This is a genomic window from Kribbella sp. NPDC005582 (assembly GCF_040605415.1).
GTDB lineage: Bacteria > Actinomycetota > Actinomycetes > Propionibacteriales > Kribbellaceae > Kribbella.
The window spans coordinates 449,182-463,686 of record NZ_JBEXCU010000003.1 but is presented as its reverse complement, the minus strand read 5'-3'; the positions used below and the strand labels follow the sequence as shown (position 1 = coordinate 463,686).

Sequence of the window (14,505 nt, the reverse complement as noted above, 5' to 3'; positions counted from 1 at the left end):
CGTGCCGAAAGCCCAGCACCGCGGTCGACCCGCTCCACTTCGGTGGGGCGGGTCGATCGTCCTGGCCGGGATCGCGCTCGCCGTCGGCGGCGGCTACCTGCAGCTCGGCGACCAAGCCGGTGCCGCCCGCCCCGACCCGATCGGGTACGACGCCTCGCCTCCAGTCGCCGTCACGCCCGAGGCGCCGGTCCCGCAGCGAGCGGTGCCTGGGGCAACGACAGCCCGTACGTCACCAGCCGCCCGGCCCGGAAGACCCTTGCTACTAACGATTCCACGCCTGCACGTCTCGGCCGCCGTACTGGCGATCGACACCGAAGACGGCGCACTCACCCCACCTCCGAACCCACGCACCGTGGGCTGGTGGTCCGATGGTGCCCTGCCCGGTGCCCGACTCGGATCGGCGGTCATCACCGGCCACACCGTCCACACCGGCGGCGGTGCGTTCGACGACCTCGAGCACCTGCAAGCAGGCGACGCGGTCGGCGTGACCACGGCTCGTGGGGAACTCGGCTATCGGGTCACCGGAGTCACGACGTACCGCAAACAAACCCTGGCGAAGAACGCCGCGCGCATCTTCGACCAGTCCGTTCCAGGTCGCCTGGTGCTGATCACCTGTGAAGACTGGAACGGAAAGGTCTACCTCAGCAACGCGGTAGTCGTCGCGCAGCGCGTCTCCTAGCCTGCGAGGTGCTCGTAACAGCGTCGCAGCAGCCACCACTTGTCGTACGCCGACCGATCCAGCTCGACGAGGTTCCACCGAACCGACGGGTTGGCGCGCACCACCCCGTCGATGTCGACCACACCCTCGCCGTACGGGACGAGCAGGTCGTCCATCCCCCGCGCCGGGCCGTCCTTGAGGTGGAGGTACTCCAGTCGCTCCCCCAGTGACGCCGCAAGCTCGACCGGATCGACGCCGCCGGTCTGCGCCCAGTACACGTCCAGTTCGAGCACCACTGCGGGATCAAGCTCGTCCAGCAGGACCTGGTACGCCGACCGCCCGGCGAAGGAGTTCCGGAACTCTGCGAAGTGGTTGTGATACCCGATCCGGATCCCGTACGACGCAGCGTTCGCCACCGCCTCGTTGATCCGCTCAGCACCACGCCGGATGCCGTCGATCGCGCTGAACTCGTCCGGCTCCAGACTCCACACGAGCGTGCCGGCGCCCAACTCGGCGTACGCGTCGAGGATCGCGGTCGCAGCATCCCCTGCCGGGAACGGCGCGTGCGAACTGCACAGCTCGAGGCCGAGCTCGTCCAGCCGAGCCCTGACCACCTTCGGCGCATGGCCGTACAAGTCGTAGGTCTCAACTCCGGCGTACCCGATCGCGGCAGCCCGCTCGAGCACACCCAGCAAGTCCGACCCCGCCTCGTCGTGCAACGACCACATCTGCAGCGCGATATCCGGCACCGCCGAAGCGTAGAACACCGGCGCGGGTCGTCGGCGAGGCGATTGCAGCAGCCGGTACGCCGCCGCGGGTGTGGCTGCAGATGAGTACGGCGACGATCTACGCGCACACGTTCGGACCTCCGCACGACGAGCAGGGGGTGGTCGGCGGCTACGAGCCCGGCGTACCGGCGTACTGGAAGTACAGCGTGGACATCGCCACCGCGTGGGAAGCGGAACAGGAGCAGGCGCACGCACCGCGGACGCGCAAGGTCGCGCTGCGGACGGCGATCGTGATGTCGCCGGATCGCGGCGGCGCGTTCGACATCCTGCGCCGGATGGCGAAGCTCGGACTGGGCGGCCCGATCGCCGGCGGCCGGCAGTACATGTCCTGGATTCATGAGACCGACTTCGCCCGCGCGCTGACCTTCCTGCTGGAAAGCGACCTCACCGGACCGGTCAACCTCGCCGCGCCCAATCCACTCCCCCAGCGCGACTTCGTCCGCGCACTGCGCGCCGCGGTTGGCGCTCCCATCGGCCTGCCCGCCACCCGGTGGATGGCCGAGCTCGGCGCCTTCGTCCTGCGCTCGGACACCGAACTGCTGCTCAAGAGTCGCCGAGTCGTTCCGGGTCGGCTCACTCAAGCGGGCTTCAGGTTCACTTACCCCGACTGGCCTGGGGCCGCGGCAGATCTGGTGACACCCAAGTCAGCCGGCGAGTAGCGCGGCGGCGGCGCGGAGGTCGTCGACGAAGAGGCCGAAATCTCGGCGGTACTCCTCGGAGCGGACCACCGAGGACGGGTGGACCGTGGCGACCGCGGCGGTTCCGTTCGGGAGCTGCACCGGCTGGCCTCGGTGTTCGGTGACCTTGAACGTCGTACCGAGCAAGGCGCGCGCGGCGACAGCGCCGAGGACGACGACCAGTTCGGGCTTGACGATCTCGAGCTCGCGCGTCAGCCACGGGTTGCAGGCAAGGATGTGGCTGACGGCCGGCGTTTTGTGGATGCGGCGCTTGCCGCGCGGCTCGAAGCGGAAATGCTTCACCGCGTTGGTGACATAGACGGCGTCACGATCGATACCGGCTTCCGCGAGGGCCTTGTCGAGCAACCGGCCGGCCGGGCCGACGAAGACCCGGCCCTCCTTGTCCTCGACGTCACCGGGCTGTTCGCCGACCAGCATCATCCGCGCCTGCCGCGGTCCGTCGCCGGGCACGACCTGGAGAGCGTCTTCCCACAGATCGCACCCGCGGCATTCCGGCAGCGCGGCCTCGAGCTTGGGCAGGCCGCCACGCGCCGGCACCCATTCCTGAGCTCCCACGAACTTGTCCATCGCTCCAGCTGGTACCCACTGCCAAACAAGTTGCTTCTAGCAACGGTCAGCTCAAGGGGTAGCCAGCCCGGCCGGACGGGTCTACGATCGGGCCGCCGCAGCGCTGTCCACCGCGCTGCATCAAGCGTTTTGATTGTGTACAAGGGGTTTTGCTCCGGTCCGATTTTCGAGACTATTGAGTCCGTTTCGGCGGTTTCGGCCCTCCGCACCAGGGGTAGGTCGGAGAAGTCGATGACCGACTCGGGGACTGGATTGGGAGGGAACCCTTGTCACCACAGCACTTGTCCGGGCCGTCCGTCGCTCTCGAGGAGCTGCCGTTCCGAGCCGGATAGCGAAACCTGATGGACGCGTACGCCTTGCAACGCAGCTGGGACCAGGTCACGACCTTCGGGGACCAGGTACCGCTGTACTTCTACTCACACCTGTTCGTTTCTCATCCCGAGGTACGGACGATGTTCCCGTTGTCGATGTCGAACCAGCGCGACAAGTTCGTCGGCGCCCTGGGCCGGATCGTCAGCCATGCCGACCAGATCGAGAGGGATGCCACCTTCCTGCAGCACCTCGGCCGTGACCATCGCAAGTACGCGGTGATCGCGGAGCACTACGACGTCGTGGGCGCCTCGCTCTGCGCGACGCTGATGCACTTCCTCGGCCCCGAGTGGGACGAGGAACTCGCCGCGCACTGGACGGCGGCGTACCAGGTCGTCGCGCGGATCATGGTCGAGGCGGCGGAGATGTCCTCGGAGGCCAGCCCGGACTGGTGGGAGGCGGAGGTGATTTCGGCCGAGCGCCGCACGATGGACCTGACGCTGCTGACCGTCCGCCCGCACAGCCCGTTCCAGTTCCGGCCCGGGCAGTCGGTGTCGATGGAGATTCCGCAGCGCCCACGGCAATGGCGGTACTTCAGTCCGGCCAACGCGCCGCGCTCGGACGGCTCGATCGATCTGCATGTCCAGCAGATCGACGGCGGTCAGGTCAGTCCCGCGGTGGTGCGGTCGTTGAAGGCGGGCGACACCGTGAAGCTCGGGGCGCCGGTCGGTGAGCGGCTGACCCGGCGCGAAGGCGATCCGCGGGACCTCCTGCTGGTCGCCGGCGGCACCGGGCTCGCTCCGCTTCTCGCCGTACTGGAGCAGATCGACAACGAGTGGCAACGCACGGGCATCGGCCCGCTGGTCCACCTGCTGCACGGTGTGCGGATGCCCTGGCATCTGTACGACCGTCCGCGGCTACGGCAGCTGGCGCAGACCCGGCCCTGGTTCGAGTACACCGAGGTCGTGTCGGACGACTCGTCCTATCCCGGTACTCGCGGGAAGGTCGGGACCGTGGCAGCGCGCCAGACGCTGAGCGGCCGGACGGCCATGGTGTGCGGTGGCCCGCAGATGGTCGCGCACACGCTGGAACAGCTGGCCGCGGCCGGTCTGCCGCCCGAGTACGTCAAGTACGAACACTTCTACTATGCGGCCGCGGGTGAGCACGCGGTCGGTCCGGCCCTACCGCCAGGTCAGGAGACACCCAGTGACGATCAGCAAGCACCGCCACGAATCGCCGTACCAGAGTCCGCGCTCGATTCGGGCCGAGGCCTTCCCGCGCCGGATGCGCGGTCTCGACGCAGCCATGGTCTACGGATACCTCGATCTGCTGGCTGACCAGGTCTCGACCACCGAACAGGAGCTCAACGAGACCAGGGCCCGCAACGAGCGCTTGCTGGCCGAGCTGCAGCGTGGGCGCGCCGAGCTGCAGCGGGTGCAGGCGGAGCTCGACCACTACGAAGAGGCCGGGAACCGGGTGAACGAACAGGTCGTCCAGATGTTCAGCCAGGCGCAGCTGGTGGTGGAGGAGATGGTGCAGGACGTCAGCCGGGACACCCGCGAGCGGATCGGCCAGGCGCGCGAGCACGAGCGTCAGATCGTCGCTCGGGCGATGGACACCGCCGGGGAGCAGGTGCGGACCTACGCGCAGACGGCCCAGGCGCAGATGCAGTCGATCGTCGAGTCGTTCGCCAACCAGGTCGACCACATCGCGACCCCGCCGCCCGGTACGCCGGGCGCCACGGACCGATGAGCGTGGTTCGGCTCTGGTCGGGCCGGCGTCGCGCACCGCGGGCGGGCCGGCTGGCAGCGCCGAGTCCCAGCCGGGTGCGGGCTCGACCCGAGCCGGTGAGCAGACCCCAGTCGGCGCCGGATGTCGACCTCGAAGCACTGCAAGCCGCGGCCGAGGAGTTCCTGCAGCTCTTCCACACCGAGAATCCCGCGGCCGGGTCCGCCGAGCTCCGGATCGCCGCGGTGCGCCGCGAGATCGACCTCACCGGGACGTACTGGCACACCCCGGACGAGCTGGTCTTCGGCGCTCGTGTTGCCTGGCGCAACAACGAGCGCTGTATCGGCCGGCTGTACTGGCGCAGCCTGCAGGTGCGCGATCTGCGCGACGTCTCCACCGCCGGCGACGTCGCCGCGCACTGCTTCGACCATCTGCGCGAGGCCTACAACGGCGGCAAGATCCGGCCGATGATCAGCGTCTTCGCGCCCGAGACGCCGACCACCGCCGCGCCCCGGATCTGGAACGAGCAACTGATCCGGTACGCCGGCTACGACCTGCCGGAAGGCAAGGCCATCGGCGACCCCCGCTACCGGAGTTTCACCACGCAACTGATCCAGCGCGGCTGGCGACCGCCGGTGTCGCCGGGAGCCTTCGACGTACTGCCCCTCGTGGTCGAGACTCTCGCCGAGGGACCGCGGCTGTTCGAGCTCCCCAGCTCGGCGGTGCAGGAGGTCGAGCTCGAGCACCCCGAGCTTCCGTGGTTCGCCGGCCTCGGCCTGCGCTGGCACGCCGTCCCGGTGATCAGCAACAACACCCTGGTGATCGGTGGCATCTCCTATCCCGCCGCGCCCTTCAACGGCTGGTACATGGGCACCGAGATCGGCGCCCGCAACCTCGGCGACAACGACCGCTACGCTCTCGTCCCGGAGATCGCCGTACGCATGGGTCTCGACACCTCCGACGAAGCCACCCTGTGGCGCGACCGCGCTCTCGTCGAGCTCAACCGCGCCGTATTGCACTCGTACCGATCGAGCGGCGTCAGCATCACCGACCACCACACCGAGTCCCGCCGCTTCCTCATCCACCTGGAACGCGAAGAACGCGCCGGCCGCACCTGCCCCGCCGACTGGACCTGGATCGTGCCGCCCCTGTCCGGGTCCCAGACGCCCGTCTTCCACCGGTACTACGACGACGCCAACGCCGGCCCGAGCTTCGTCACCGACCCGGAAACCGTCCACCGCGGCCTGCACGGCGCACCGCCCGCCTTCAGGTAGAGGTACCGGCCTGCAGGAGCTCGATCCGGCGTTCGAGCCGGCGCAGGTTGTACCAGTGGGCGACCGGGAGGAAGGTCCAGAAAACGGCCGAGACGATGTACCAGAGCCGGCCGGTGCTCACCAGTTGCACGATCGCGAGCACCAGATTCAGGCCTGCGAGGAAGTAGAGCGGCTTGCGGAAGCGATGTGTTCTGGTGAACATGCGGGTTGCCAGGTCCAGCGCCGCATCGCGGATCCGCTCTTCGACTGGTACGGGTCCGCGCCACACTGCGCTCCGTACTCGCTTCCAGTCCGCGACGGGCAAGCGCTCGAGCGCTCTCAGCTGCTCCCGCCGGGGTGCGCGGGTTGCCAACGCGAGCGTGAGACCGAAGATCAGCCCACCCGCCACCGCCACGATCGCCGCAACAGCCATGCTGATGCCTTGGAACCACGAGACGACGAGCATGCTGATCGCGAACAGCCCGCCAGTGATGACACCGATCACCCACGTCGGCGCCCGCAGCAGATAGTCCTGCACTCACTCCCCCTTCGTCCCGGTGCAGGATGTCAGCTCGGAAGGCCAAGTGCGCGGGTCAGCCGAGGAGTTCGGCGAGCCGCTCTGCCAGGGCCGGGTCGTCGCCCGTGATCTCGACAAGTTTGTCGCGACTGGTGGCGCCGCGGACCAAGGTCACCGCGGATCGGCGGACGTCGAAGGCTTGCGCGACCGCCGCCAGCACGGCCTTCGTTGCTTGGCCTTCGACCGCGCGGGCCGCCACAGCGACCACCAGGGCGGGGTCGGCGGTGCCGTCGTAGCGGCCGCCGACGGCGGTCCGGGATGCGCCGGGTTTGACGCGCAGCAGGATTCTCATCAGCAGATCACCGTCATCATAGGCAATCCGCCGGAGATGACAACGATGTATTGACACGGTGTAATCGGGTCATCACAGTGGGGCGCACACCGCCCCCAGTGTGAGGACTTGCTCATGCGTAGAACACCTGTCGCCATTGCCGCTGCCGCTCTGCTGGCCACCTGCACCGCCGTACCGTCCGAGGCGTTGGAGATCACGAGGACCACCACAACCCAGCTCACTGCTGCTGACCGGCAGATGCTGGCGCAGCGACCGCTCGTCGAGGCTGCCGATCAACTCGCCAAGGTTGCCGAATCGCCAAGCCTGCAAGGGTTTGCGGGCATCACGCTCGCCGAGGATGCCGTCGTACTGTGGTGGAAGGGTACGCCGCCCGCGCAGATCCGGCAGGTGGTCGCCACGACCGCCAAACGTGCGCCGGTGCGGATCGCCAGCGCGGTGCATTCCAAGGCTGAGCTCGACCGCGCCGCCCGATCGATCGCGGCCTGGCAGCAACAGCACCCCGACCATGGGATCGACGTTGTCAAAAACCCGGGTGACGGCAGCGGCCTGGTGCTCGGTGTCCGACCGACCCGCCGGGCCGCGAATGAGCTCGGGTCGACGCTGCAACGGCGGACCGGCGTACCGGTTCGGGTTGTCGCGGAGGAGCCGCTGCAGCCGGCGTCGCGTGCTGATGACTGGTCGCCGTGGATCGGTGGCGCCCGGCTGTGGAACCAGTCCGCGGGTGCCATCTGTACGACGGGCTTCGGCGTCAAGGACGCGCAAGGCCGGCCGTACATCCTGACCGCCGGACACTGCGGCCAGCCGGGTCAGCAGTTCGCCGACGGCCAAGGTGAGTACATCGGAAACATGGGCGCCAAGCACGCCGACCACGACGTCGCGCTGATCCCCACCAACGCCGTCGACTTCCAGCTCTACGTCGGCAACAGCAACGACAACCTGATCCAGAACGTCCCCTACTGGGGTCACGTCTACGTCGGCCAGTACCTCTGCCAGAGCGGCCAGACCAGCGCCGGCGAAATCGGCGGACCGGTCTGCAACATCAAGGTCCTGTTCTTCTACAACGACCGCGAGGACCTCGTCGAAGGCGAGCAGATGGACGGCCAGCCCGCCGCCCGCGGCGGCGACTCCGGCGGCCCGGTCTACTCCCGCGGCGACGCCGGCCTGATTGCCAACGGCACCGTCACCCGCACCGCAGGCGCCCGCATCGGCTTCCAGGACTTCGCCACCGCCAACCGGGACTTCGGCATCAGCATCCCGTAACAGGTGCGAGCTCTGGCCCGCTCGGGGGTTTGGGCTTAGATTCGGGGCAGGTCGGTGCCGTGGGGGTGCCGGCCGGTACGCCGTTCCGAGGGGGGCTCGGGGGCGCGGCGATCTGGGGGGTCACGCTTTGCCCTGACCGCGGTGACGGCGTCAGCTGCCTTCACGGGAGGCCACCGCATGAGGTCTGCGATTCATCGACGCACCACCAGACGCACCACCACGGCCGTTGTGTCCGCCGGTCTGCTGTTCGCCGCGATGCTGGTTCCGACGGGGTCGGCGGCTGCCGATCCGCCGCCCGGCGGCCGGAAGTGGACTGCGAAGCCATTGCAGGTCGCCAGTACGGTCAACGGGGCGAAGTCGCCCAGTGGGCAGCTCGCGAAGAGCGATACCGCGCTCATCAACAGTACGTCGGCCAAGCAGGTGCGCGTGGTCGTCAAGCTGGACTACGACTCGCTCGCCGCGTACCGCGGTGGGCTGAAGGGGCTGCCGGGGACCAGCCCGGCGGTCACCGGAAAGCGTCTCGACCCCAAGGGCGTGAACGCGACCAAGTACCTCAAGCATGTGAGCGCGCTGGAGAACAACTTCCTGGCCGCCCTGCAGAGCAAGGTTCCGAGCGCCCGGGCCGGGCAGAAGCTGCGCACCGTGTACGGCGGGATCGCGCTCAGCGTGCCGGCGAACCAGGCCCGCGAACTGCTCAAGCTGCCCGGCGTCGCCGCGGTCCAGCAGGACAATCCGCAGCAGCTGCTGACCGACTCGAGCGGTGAGTTCATCGGTGCGCCGACGATCTACAACCAGCTCGGCGGTGCGGCCTCGTCCGGCAAGGGCGTGATCGTCGGCATCCTCGACACCGGCGCCTGGCCCGAGCACCCGTCGTACGCCGATCCCGGGACGCTGCCCGCGCCGCCGGCGACCGCGGACGGGACGCCGCGGGTCTGCAACTTCGGCGACAACCCGCTGACCCCGGCGACCGACGTGTTCGTCTGCAACAACAAGCTGATCGGCGGCCGGCCGTTCCTGGACACCTACAACGCGGTCGTCGGCGGGGAGATCTACACCACCGCCCGGGACTCGAACGGGCACGGCACGCACACGTCGACCACCTCTGCCGGCGGCCCGGTCGCCAACGCGAATCCGTTGGGGATCAACCGCGGCGCGATCCGCGGTATCGCACCGGCCGCGGCGGTCTCGGTCTACAAGGTCTGTGGCGCCGCAGGCTGCTACCCGTCCGACTCGGCCGCGGCGGTCGCGCGCGCCATCCTCGACGGCGTCCGGGTGATCAATTTCTCGATCTCCGGCGGCAGCGACCCGTACAGCGACCCGGTCGAGCTCGCCTTCCTCGACGCGTACGCCGCGGGTGTCTTCGTGGCCGCGTCGGCCGGCAACTCCGGTCCGGGTGCGAACACGACCGACCACCGCAGCCCGTGGGTGACCACGGTTGCAGCCTCCACCCAGAGCCGGACCTTCCGCTCGACGATCACGTTGGCCGGCGGCGGCGCGACCGCCACGGTCACCGGCGCCTCGATCACGGCGGGCATCAGTACGCCGACTGCCGTCGTACTGGCCGGGTCGACGCCTGGCTACTCCGACGCAACCTGTAACACCCCGGCGCCAGCCGGCGTGTTCGCGGGCAAGGTCGTGGCCTGCCGGTTCACGCCGGGCCGCGTGATGAAGGGCTTCAACATCCTGCAGGGCGGCGCTGTCGGCATGCTGATGTACAACGCGACCTTCCCGTCGGACGTCTTCACCGACAACCACTGGTTGCCGGCGGCACAGCTCGAGAAGCCGGACGCCGACGTACTGCTCGCGTTCCTCGCGGCGCATCCGGGGACCACGGCAACGATGACGCAGGGCACCAAGACCACCTGGCAGGGCGATGTCGTCACGTCGTTCTCGTCGCGTGGACCTGGCGGCGACTTCCTCAAACCGGACGTCACCGCACCCGGCCTGCACATCCTCGCCGGCCAGACGCCGACGCCGGAGGCCCCGTCCGAAGGACCGCCCGGGAACCTCTACCAGGTGATCGCCGGTACGTCGATGTCGTCGCCGCATGTGGCCGGCGCGGCCGCACTGGTGTTCGCGCTGCACCCGTCGTGGACGCCGGGCCAGGTCAAGTCTGCCCTGGAGACGACGGCCAAGACCGCGGTCAAGAAGCCCGACCGGGTCACGCCGGCCGACCCGTTCGACGTCGGCGGCGGCCGGATCGACCTGACCAAGGCCGGTGACCCCGGTCTGACCATGGACGAGTCGGCAGCGAATTACGCGGCCGCGGCAACCGACACACTGAACCGGATCGACCTCAACCTGCCGTCGGTCAACGCGACCACCATGCCGGGTCTGATCACGGCCGAGCGCGTCGTCAAGAACGTCACCAACCAGACGCTCACCTTCTCGGCCTCCGGGACGACCGTCAGCGGCGCCAACATCTCGGTGCTGCCGCCGGTGTTCGCGGTGAAGCCGGGCAAGACGCAGAAGCTGACCATCGCGATCACCGCACCCGCCGTAGCCGACGGCCAGTACTTCGGTCAGGTCAACCTGAAGCAGATCGGTGGCAGCCGAGCACTGCATCTGCCGGTGGCGTTCTTCCGGCAGGAAGGCATCGTGCCGATCGACCAGACCTGTACGCCGAGCACGATCGCTCGCAACACCGGTCAGTCGACCTGCACGGCCACCGTGCAGAACAACAGCCTGCAGGCCGCGAACGTGACGGCGGTCAGCACGCTGAGCTCGCAACTGCGACTCAATAGCGTGACCGGTGCGAACCAGGTCGGCCCGCAGATCGCGACCAAGACCCAGACGCTGGCCGCACGCCAGCCCGATCAGCCGGTGATCGCGCCGGGGGCCCTGTTCGGCTACCTTCCGCTGGACGCATTCGGCATCCCGCCGACCCCGATCGGCGACGAACAGGCGCTGAACTTCACTGTGCCGCCGTACGTGTTCGCCGGGCAGACCTACACCCAGATCGGTGTGGTCTCCAACGGGTACTCGATCGCCGGCGGCAGTGCGGGCGGGGACGACGTCCAGTTCGCGCCGCAGAACCTGCCCGACATCGCCAAGCCGAACAACGTCCTTGCGCCGTACTGGACCGACCTCAACGGAGCGGGGACGCCGGGCGTCTATGTCGGCACTCTCACCGACGGTGTCAGCACCTGGCTGGTGCTGGAGTGGCGAGTGAACCTGTACGGCACCAACAGCCTGAAGGTGTTCCAGCAGTGGATCGGCCTCGACGGCGTCGAGGACATCACCTACGCCTACGATCCGGCGAACCTGCCCGGTGACCCGGGAGCGGCGTACGGGCTGACGGTCGGCGCCGAGAACGCCGACGGTACGGCGGGCAGCCAGATCACCGGTCCGCCGGTCGAGGACTACCGCGTGCAGAGTACGCCGGGCGCTCCCGGCGGCTCGATGACGTACTCGATGAACATCAAGGGTGTGCAGAAGGGAACCGGCTCGGTGACGACCGGGACCTCGACGCCACTCGTCAAGGGCATCACCATCGAGGTCGACAAGATCATCGTCAACTGAGGCTCTAGCCGATCGATAGGCTCCGGGCCGGGTCCCTGTGGATCCGGCCCGGACTACTGTCGGAGCATGACCGAACTCGAGGCTCCGATCGTCGCCGTCGCCGTCTACCCCGACCGCGCCCGCGTGACCCGACGCGGCCGGATCACGCTGCCGGCCGGGGACCAGACCGTGTCCGTCGACTCGCTCCCGTTGGGCTTGCAGGAGGACTCGGTCCGCGTCTCCGGTCGTGGGCCGGCAACCGTGCTCGGCGTCGACGTCGGCGTACGGCGTCATCCGCAGGCACCGGACGAGACCGTCGCGGAGCTGGAGCGGCAACGCCGGCAGGCGGCCGCGGAGGTCGCGAGTCTCGCGGATGCCGATGAGGTGCAGAGCCAGCTCGATCTGTTCCTCACGCAGTTGGGCCGGCGGGCCGGCGGTAGTTTCGCCCGCACGCTCGCGGCCGGTGAGACCGGTGCCGATCTCGGCGAGTTCACCGAATCGCTGGCCACCCGGCTGACCGCCGTACGGTCGAAGCGGCGCGAGCTCGCCGCCCAGCAGGAGGAGGCCGAGGAGCGGCTCGCAGCGATCGATCGCCGGCTGGCCGAGGTCTCCCAGCAGCGCGTCCCGGATCGCCGGTCGGTGGCAGTCGAGGTCAACCTCGAGGCCGAGGCGGAGGTCGAGATCGAACTCTCGTACGTCGTCCTCGGCGCCGGCTGGACGAGCGCGTACGACGTTCGCGTCGCCGGCGACCGATTGACCCTGAACTGGTTCGGTCTGATCACCCAGCGCACCGGCGAGGACTGGCCGGAGTGCGAGCTCACGCTGTCGACGGCGCGACCCGCGGTCGATGCCAAGGTGCCCGAGCTCGACCCGTGGTACCTCGACCGACGTCATCCGCCGATGCCTGTCCCCGCGGCCGCTCCAGCCAGCTTCGCGCTGACTCGAGGGCGCGCCGAGTCAGCCTTCGGCGGGGCCCCTCAGGAACTCTCCGGACCCGAGTTCCGCGAGCAGTCCGCAGTCGTCGAGCAGGGGCTCACCGCTGCCACCTACACCCCGCCGCGGCCGGTCGCCGTACCGGCCGACGGATCAGCGCACCGGGCAACGATCGCGGCGGTCGAGCTCGAGACCCAGCTCGACTACATCACCGCACCCGTCCGCTCGACCGACGTCCACCTGCGCGCCACCGTGGTGAACTCCGGCACGCACACGCTCCCCGCCGGCCGGGCGGCCGTCTTCCACGAGGCTGACTTCGTCGGTTCCGCCGCGCTGCCGGTCTGGGCGCCGGGTGAAGAGGTCGAGCTCGCACTCGGTCTCGACGACCGGATCCGCGTCGAGCGCGAGCTGACCCGCCGTACGGCGACCAAGGCGACGCTCGGATCGACCCGGCGTCGTGAGGTCGAGTACCGGACCACGATCGAGAACCACACCCCTCGCCCGGCCCGCATCACCGTCCTCGATCAGCTGCCGGTCGCCCGCGACCACGAGATCACCGTCAAGCCGATCACCGCCAGTCCGGAGCCAGCCGAGACCACCGAACTCGGCGTCATCACCTGGAAGCTCGAGATCCCGGCGGGCGACAAGGCAGGAGTCACCTTGGGCTTCCGGGTCGAGAGCGCCAAGTCGGTCGACCTGGCCGGGTGGCGCGAGTAGCGGCTCAGGGCTTGGGGTGCTTCGGCTCCTTGGTCTTCTTCGGTTTCTTGGTCTTGGTCTGCTCGGGTTTGTCCGGCTTCGCCGACTTGGTCGCGGCCGAGGTCGAGGTGGCGGCCTTGGTCCGGTCGGGCTTGCGGACGACGGCCGCGGTCGGCGGCGTGGTCGGCCGCCGCGACGGCGGCGGGGTCGTCGTGGTCGCCAGGACCTTCGGCGTCGACACGGTCTCCTGCGGCGCGAAATTGGTGGTCGCCGGAGCCTGCCCGCCACCGTTGTGCAGGGCGAGGCCGACACCCAGCGAGGCCGCCAGTGCGAAGGTTGCCAAGCCGGCCGGAAGCAGCACCTTGCGCCGCGACCTGCGCGCAGGCAAAACCGTGGTCACGACGGTGTTCTGATCCACGCGACGCGGTGGCCGGGCGCCGGTCGCGACCTGCTCGGCGGTCGGACGGCTGTCAGGATCCTTGGCGAGCATCCAGAAGATGAGGTCTTCGAGCTCTCCGGCCAGCTCCGGGCGGAGGTCGCTCGGCGGCACCGGCTCGCGCTCCACATGCTGGTACATGATCGCGGCCGGTTCCTCGGCCATGAACGGCGGATGCCCGGTGACCAGCTGGTACAGGACACAGCCGAGCGCGTAGATGTCGGCCGCCGGCCCGACTCGGCGACCAAGAGCCGCTTCGGGCGAGAGGTAGTAGCTGGTGCCGACGACCTCACCACTCGACGTCATGGTCGTGGTCGCGTCGTGCAGGAACCTGGCGATGCCGAAGTCGGCCACCTTGACCGAGCCGTCGTCACCCAGCAGCAGGTTGTCCGGCTTGACGTCGCGATGCACGACACCGACCCGGTGTGCCGCCGCCAATCCGGCGGCGGCCTGACGGACGACGTACTGCGCTCTGGCCGCTGTGAAGGGCCCGCTCTCGCGGAGCTCCTCCCCGACCGAGCAGCCCGTGCTCAGCTCCATGGTGAGGTACGAGCACTCGCCCTCGTCGCCGAAGTCGTACGCCGCGACGACGTGGGGATCGCGGATCTGCGCGATCGCCCGTGCCTCCCGCTGGAAACGTTCCGACGCCAGCAGCGTCTTCGGCTCCGGACGGACGAGCTTCAGTGCGACCTCGCGGTGCAGCTTCTCGTCGACGGCGCGGTAGACGTCACCCATCCCACCGCGACCGATCGCCGCGACGATTCGGTAGCGGCCGCCGATCACCTCTCCTGCGCGCCTCACCGCGGCCC

General features: G+C 69.1%; 13 protein-coding genes. 8 read left to right on the top strand and 5 right to left on the bottom strand.

Translation table 11 applies throughout. From position 1 onward, the window contains the following. Position 1: 1 nt before the first annotated feature. A complete protein-coding gene (locus ABZS29_RS19970) occupies positions 2-679 on the top strand; it encodes a class F sortase (protein ID WP_355463742.1) in 678 nt (225 codons plus the stop codon). On the opposite strand, the gene ABZS29_RS19965 is transcribed toward ABZS29_RS19970, so the two are convergent. After that, positions 676-1,407, bottom strand: coding sequence for a sugar phosphate isomerase/epimerase (locus ABZS29_RS19965; protein WP_355463741.1), 732 nt, complete (start codon positions 1,405-1,407; stop codon positions 676-678). The genes ABZS29_RS19970 and ABZS29_RS19965 overlap by 4 nt on opposite strands. Positions 1,408-1,475: 68 nt before the next feature. Between ABZS29_RS19965 and ABZS29_RS19960 the strand changes: the two genes are divergently transcribed. After that, the gene (locus ABZS29_RS19960) at positions 1,476-2,105 is read left to right on the top strand and encodes a DUF1731 domain-containing protein (protein WP_355463740.1); all 630 of its coding nucleotides are present in this window, start codon (positions 1,476-1,478) and stop codon (positions 2,103-2,105) included. Here the strand turns inward: ABZS29_RS19960 and ABZS29_RS19955 are convergent. After that, positions 2,091-2,711 carry a UdgX family uracil-DNA binding protein gene (locus ABZS29_RS19955; protein ID WP_355463739.1) on the bottom strand — a complete coding sequence of 207 codons (621 nt, stop codon included), beginning with the start codon at positions 2,709-2,711 and terminating at the stop codon, positions 2,091-2,093. The genes ABZS29_RS19960 and ABZS29_RS19955 overlap by 15 nt on opposite strands. Before the next feature lie 341 nt (positions 2,712-3,052). Between ABZS29_RS19955 and ABZS29_RS19950 the strand changes: the two genes are divergently transcribed. The 3 genes from ABZS29_RS19950 (at position 3,053) to ABZS29_RS19940 (ending at position 6,022) form a co-directional block, all read left to right on the top strand. Beyond that, positions 3,053-4,357: a globin domain-containing protein gene (locus tag ABZS29_RS19950; RefSeq protein WP_355463738.1), complete on the top strand. Its 1,305-nt coding sequence runs from the start codon at positions 3,053-3,055 to the stop codon at positions 4,355-4,357. Further along, on the top strand, positions 4,305-4,772 hold the full coding sequence (locus tag ABZS29_RS19945; protein WP_355463737.1) for a hypothetical protein: 468 nt from the start codon (positions 4,305-4,307) through the stop codon (positions 4,770-4,772). Before ABZS29_RS19950 ends, ABZS29_RS19945 begins: the two co-directional genes overlap by 53 nt. 95 nt (positions 4,773-4,867) lie before the next feature. Next, positions 4,868-6,022 (top strand): nitric oxide synthase oxygenase, encoded by a 1,155-nt coding sequence (locus ABZS29_RS19940; RefSeq protein WP_355463736.1) that lies wholly within the window; start codon positions 4,868-4,870, stop codon positions 6,020-6,022. On the opposite strand, the gene ABZS29_RS19935 is transcribed toward ABZS29_RS19940, so the two are convergent. Together ABZS29_RS19935 and ABZS29_RS19930 are read right to left on the bottom strand one after the other, a co-directional pair. After that, positions 6,015-6,539 (bottom strand): hypothetical protein, encoded by a 525-nt coding sequence (locus tag ABZS29_RS19935; RefSeq protein WP_355463735.1) that lies wholly within the window; start codon positions 6,537-6,539, stop codon positions 6,015-6,017. The genes ABZS29_RS19940 and ABZS29_RS19935 overlap by 8 nt on opposite strands. 55 nt (positions 6,540-6,594) lie before the next feature. Then, positions 6,595-6,870, bottom strand: a complete 276-nt coding sequence (locus ABZS29_RS19930; RefSeq protein WP_355463734.1) for a DUF167 domain-containing protein — start codon at positions 6,868-6,870, stop codon at positions 6,595-6,597. Between the two features lie 114 nt (positions 6,871-6,984). Here ABZS29_RS19930 and ABZS29_RS19925 point away from each other — a divergent pair, with 114 nt between their 5' ends. The 3 genes from ABZS29_RS19925 to ABZS29_RS19915 all read left to right on the top strand — a co-directional run bounded on the left by ABZS29_RS19925 (position 6,985) and on the right by ABZS29_RS19915 (position 13,281). Beyond that, positions 6,985-8,130, top strand: a complete 1,146-nt coding sequence (locus ABZS29_RS19925; protein WP_355463733.1) for a hypothetical protein — start codon at positions 6,985-6,987, stop codon at positions 8,128-8,130. 177 nt (positions 8,131-8,307) lie between these two features. Continuing rightward, complete coding sequence (locus ABZS29_RS19920; protein ID WP_355463732.1) at positions 8,308-11,652, top strand: S8 family serine peptidase; 3,345 nt, start codon at positions 8,308-8,310, stop codon at positions 11,650-11,652. Between the two features lie 66 nt (positions 11,653-11,718). After that, positions 11,719-13,281 carry a mucoidy inhibitor MuiA family protein gene (locus tag ABZS29_RS19915; RefSeq protein WP_355463731.1) on the top strand — a complete coding sequence of 521 codons (1,563 nt, stop codon included), beginning with the start codon at positions 11,719-11,721 and terminating at the stop codon, positions 13,279-13,281. Between the two features lie 4 nt (positions 13,282-13,285). Here ABZS29_RS19915 and ABZS29_RS19910 read toward each other — a convergent pair whose 3' ends face one another. After that, positions 13,286-14,497, bottom strand: coding sequence for a serine/threonine-protein kinase (locus ABZS29_RS19910; protein ID WP_355463730.1), 1,212 nt, complete (start codon positions 14,495-14,497; stop codon positions 13,286-13,288). Positions 14,498-14,505 lie beyond the last annotated feature (8 nt).

What these genes read in the sequence shown, in the direction of transcription:
- ABZS29_RS19955 (WP_355463739.1), bottom strand. Translation starts at nt 2,711, where the DNA reads ATGGACAAGTTCGTGGGAGCTCAGGAATGGGTGCCGGCGCGTGGCGGC.
- ABZS29_RS19950 (WP_355463738.1), top strand. Translation starts at nt 3,053, where the DNA reads ATGGACGCGTACGCCTTGCAACGCAGCTGGGACCAGGTCACGACCTTC.
- ABZS29_RS19945 (WP_355463737.1), top strand. Translation starts at nt 4,305, where the DNA reads ATGCGCGGTCTCGACGCAGCCATGGTCTACGGATACCTCGATCTGCTG.
- ABZS29_RS19930 (WP_355463734.1), bottom strand. Translation starts at nt 6,870, where the DNA reads ATGAGAATCCTGCTGCGCGTCAAACCCGGCGCATCCCGGACCGCCGTC.
- ABZS29_RS19925 (WP_355463733.1), top strand. Translation starts at nt 6,985, where the DNA reads ATGCGTAGAACACCTGTCGCCATTGCCGCTGCCGCTCTGCTGGCCACC.
- ABZS29_RS19920 (WP_355463732.1), top strand. Translation starts at nt 8,308, where the DNA reads ATGAGGTCTGCGATTCATCGACGCACCACCAGACGCACCACCACGGCC.
- ABZS29_RS19915 (WP_355463731.1), top strand. Translation starts at nt 11,719, where the DNA reads ATGACCGAACTCGAGGCTCCGATCGTCGCCGTCGCCGTCTACCCCGAC.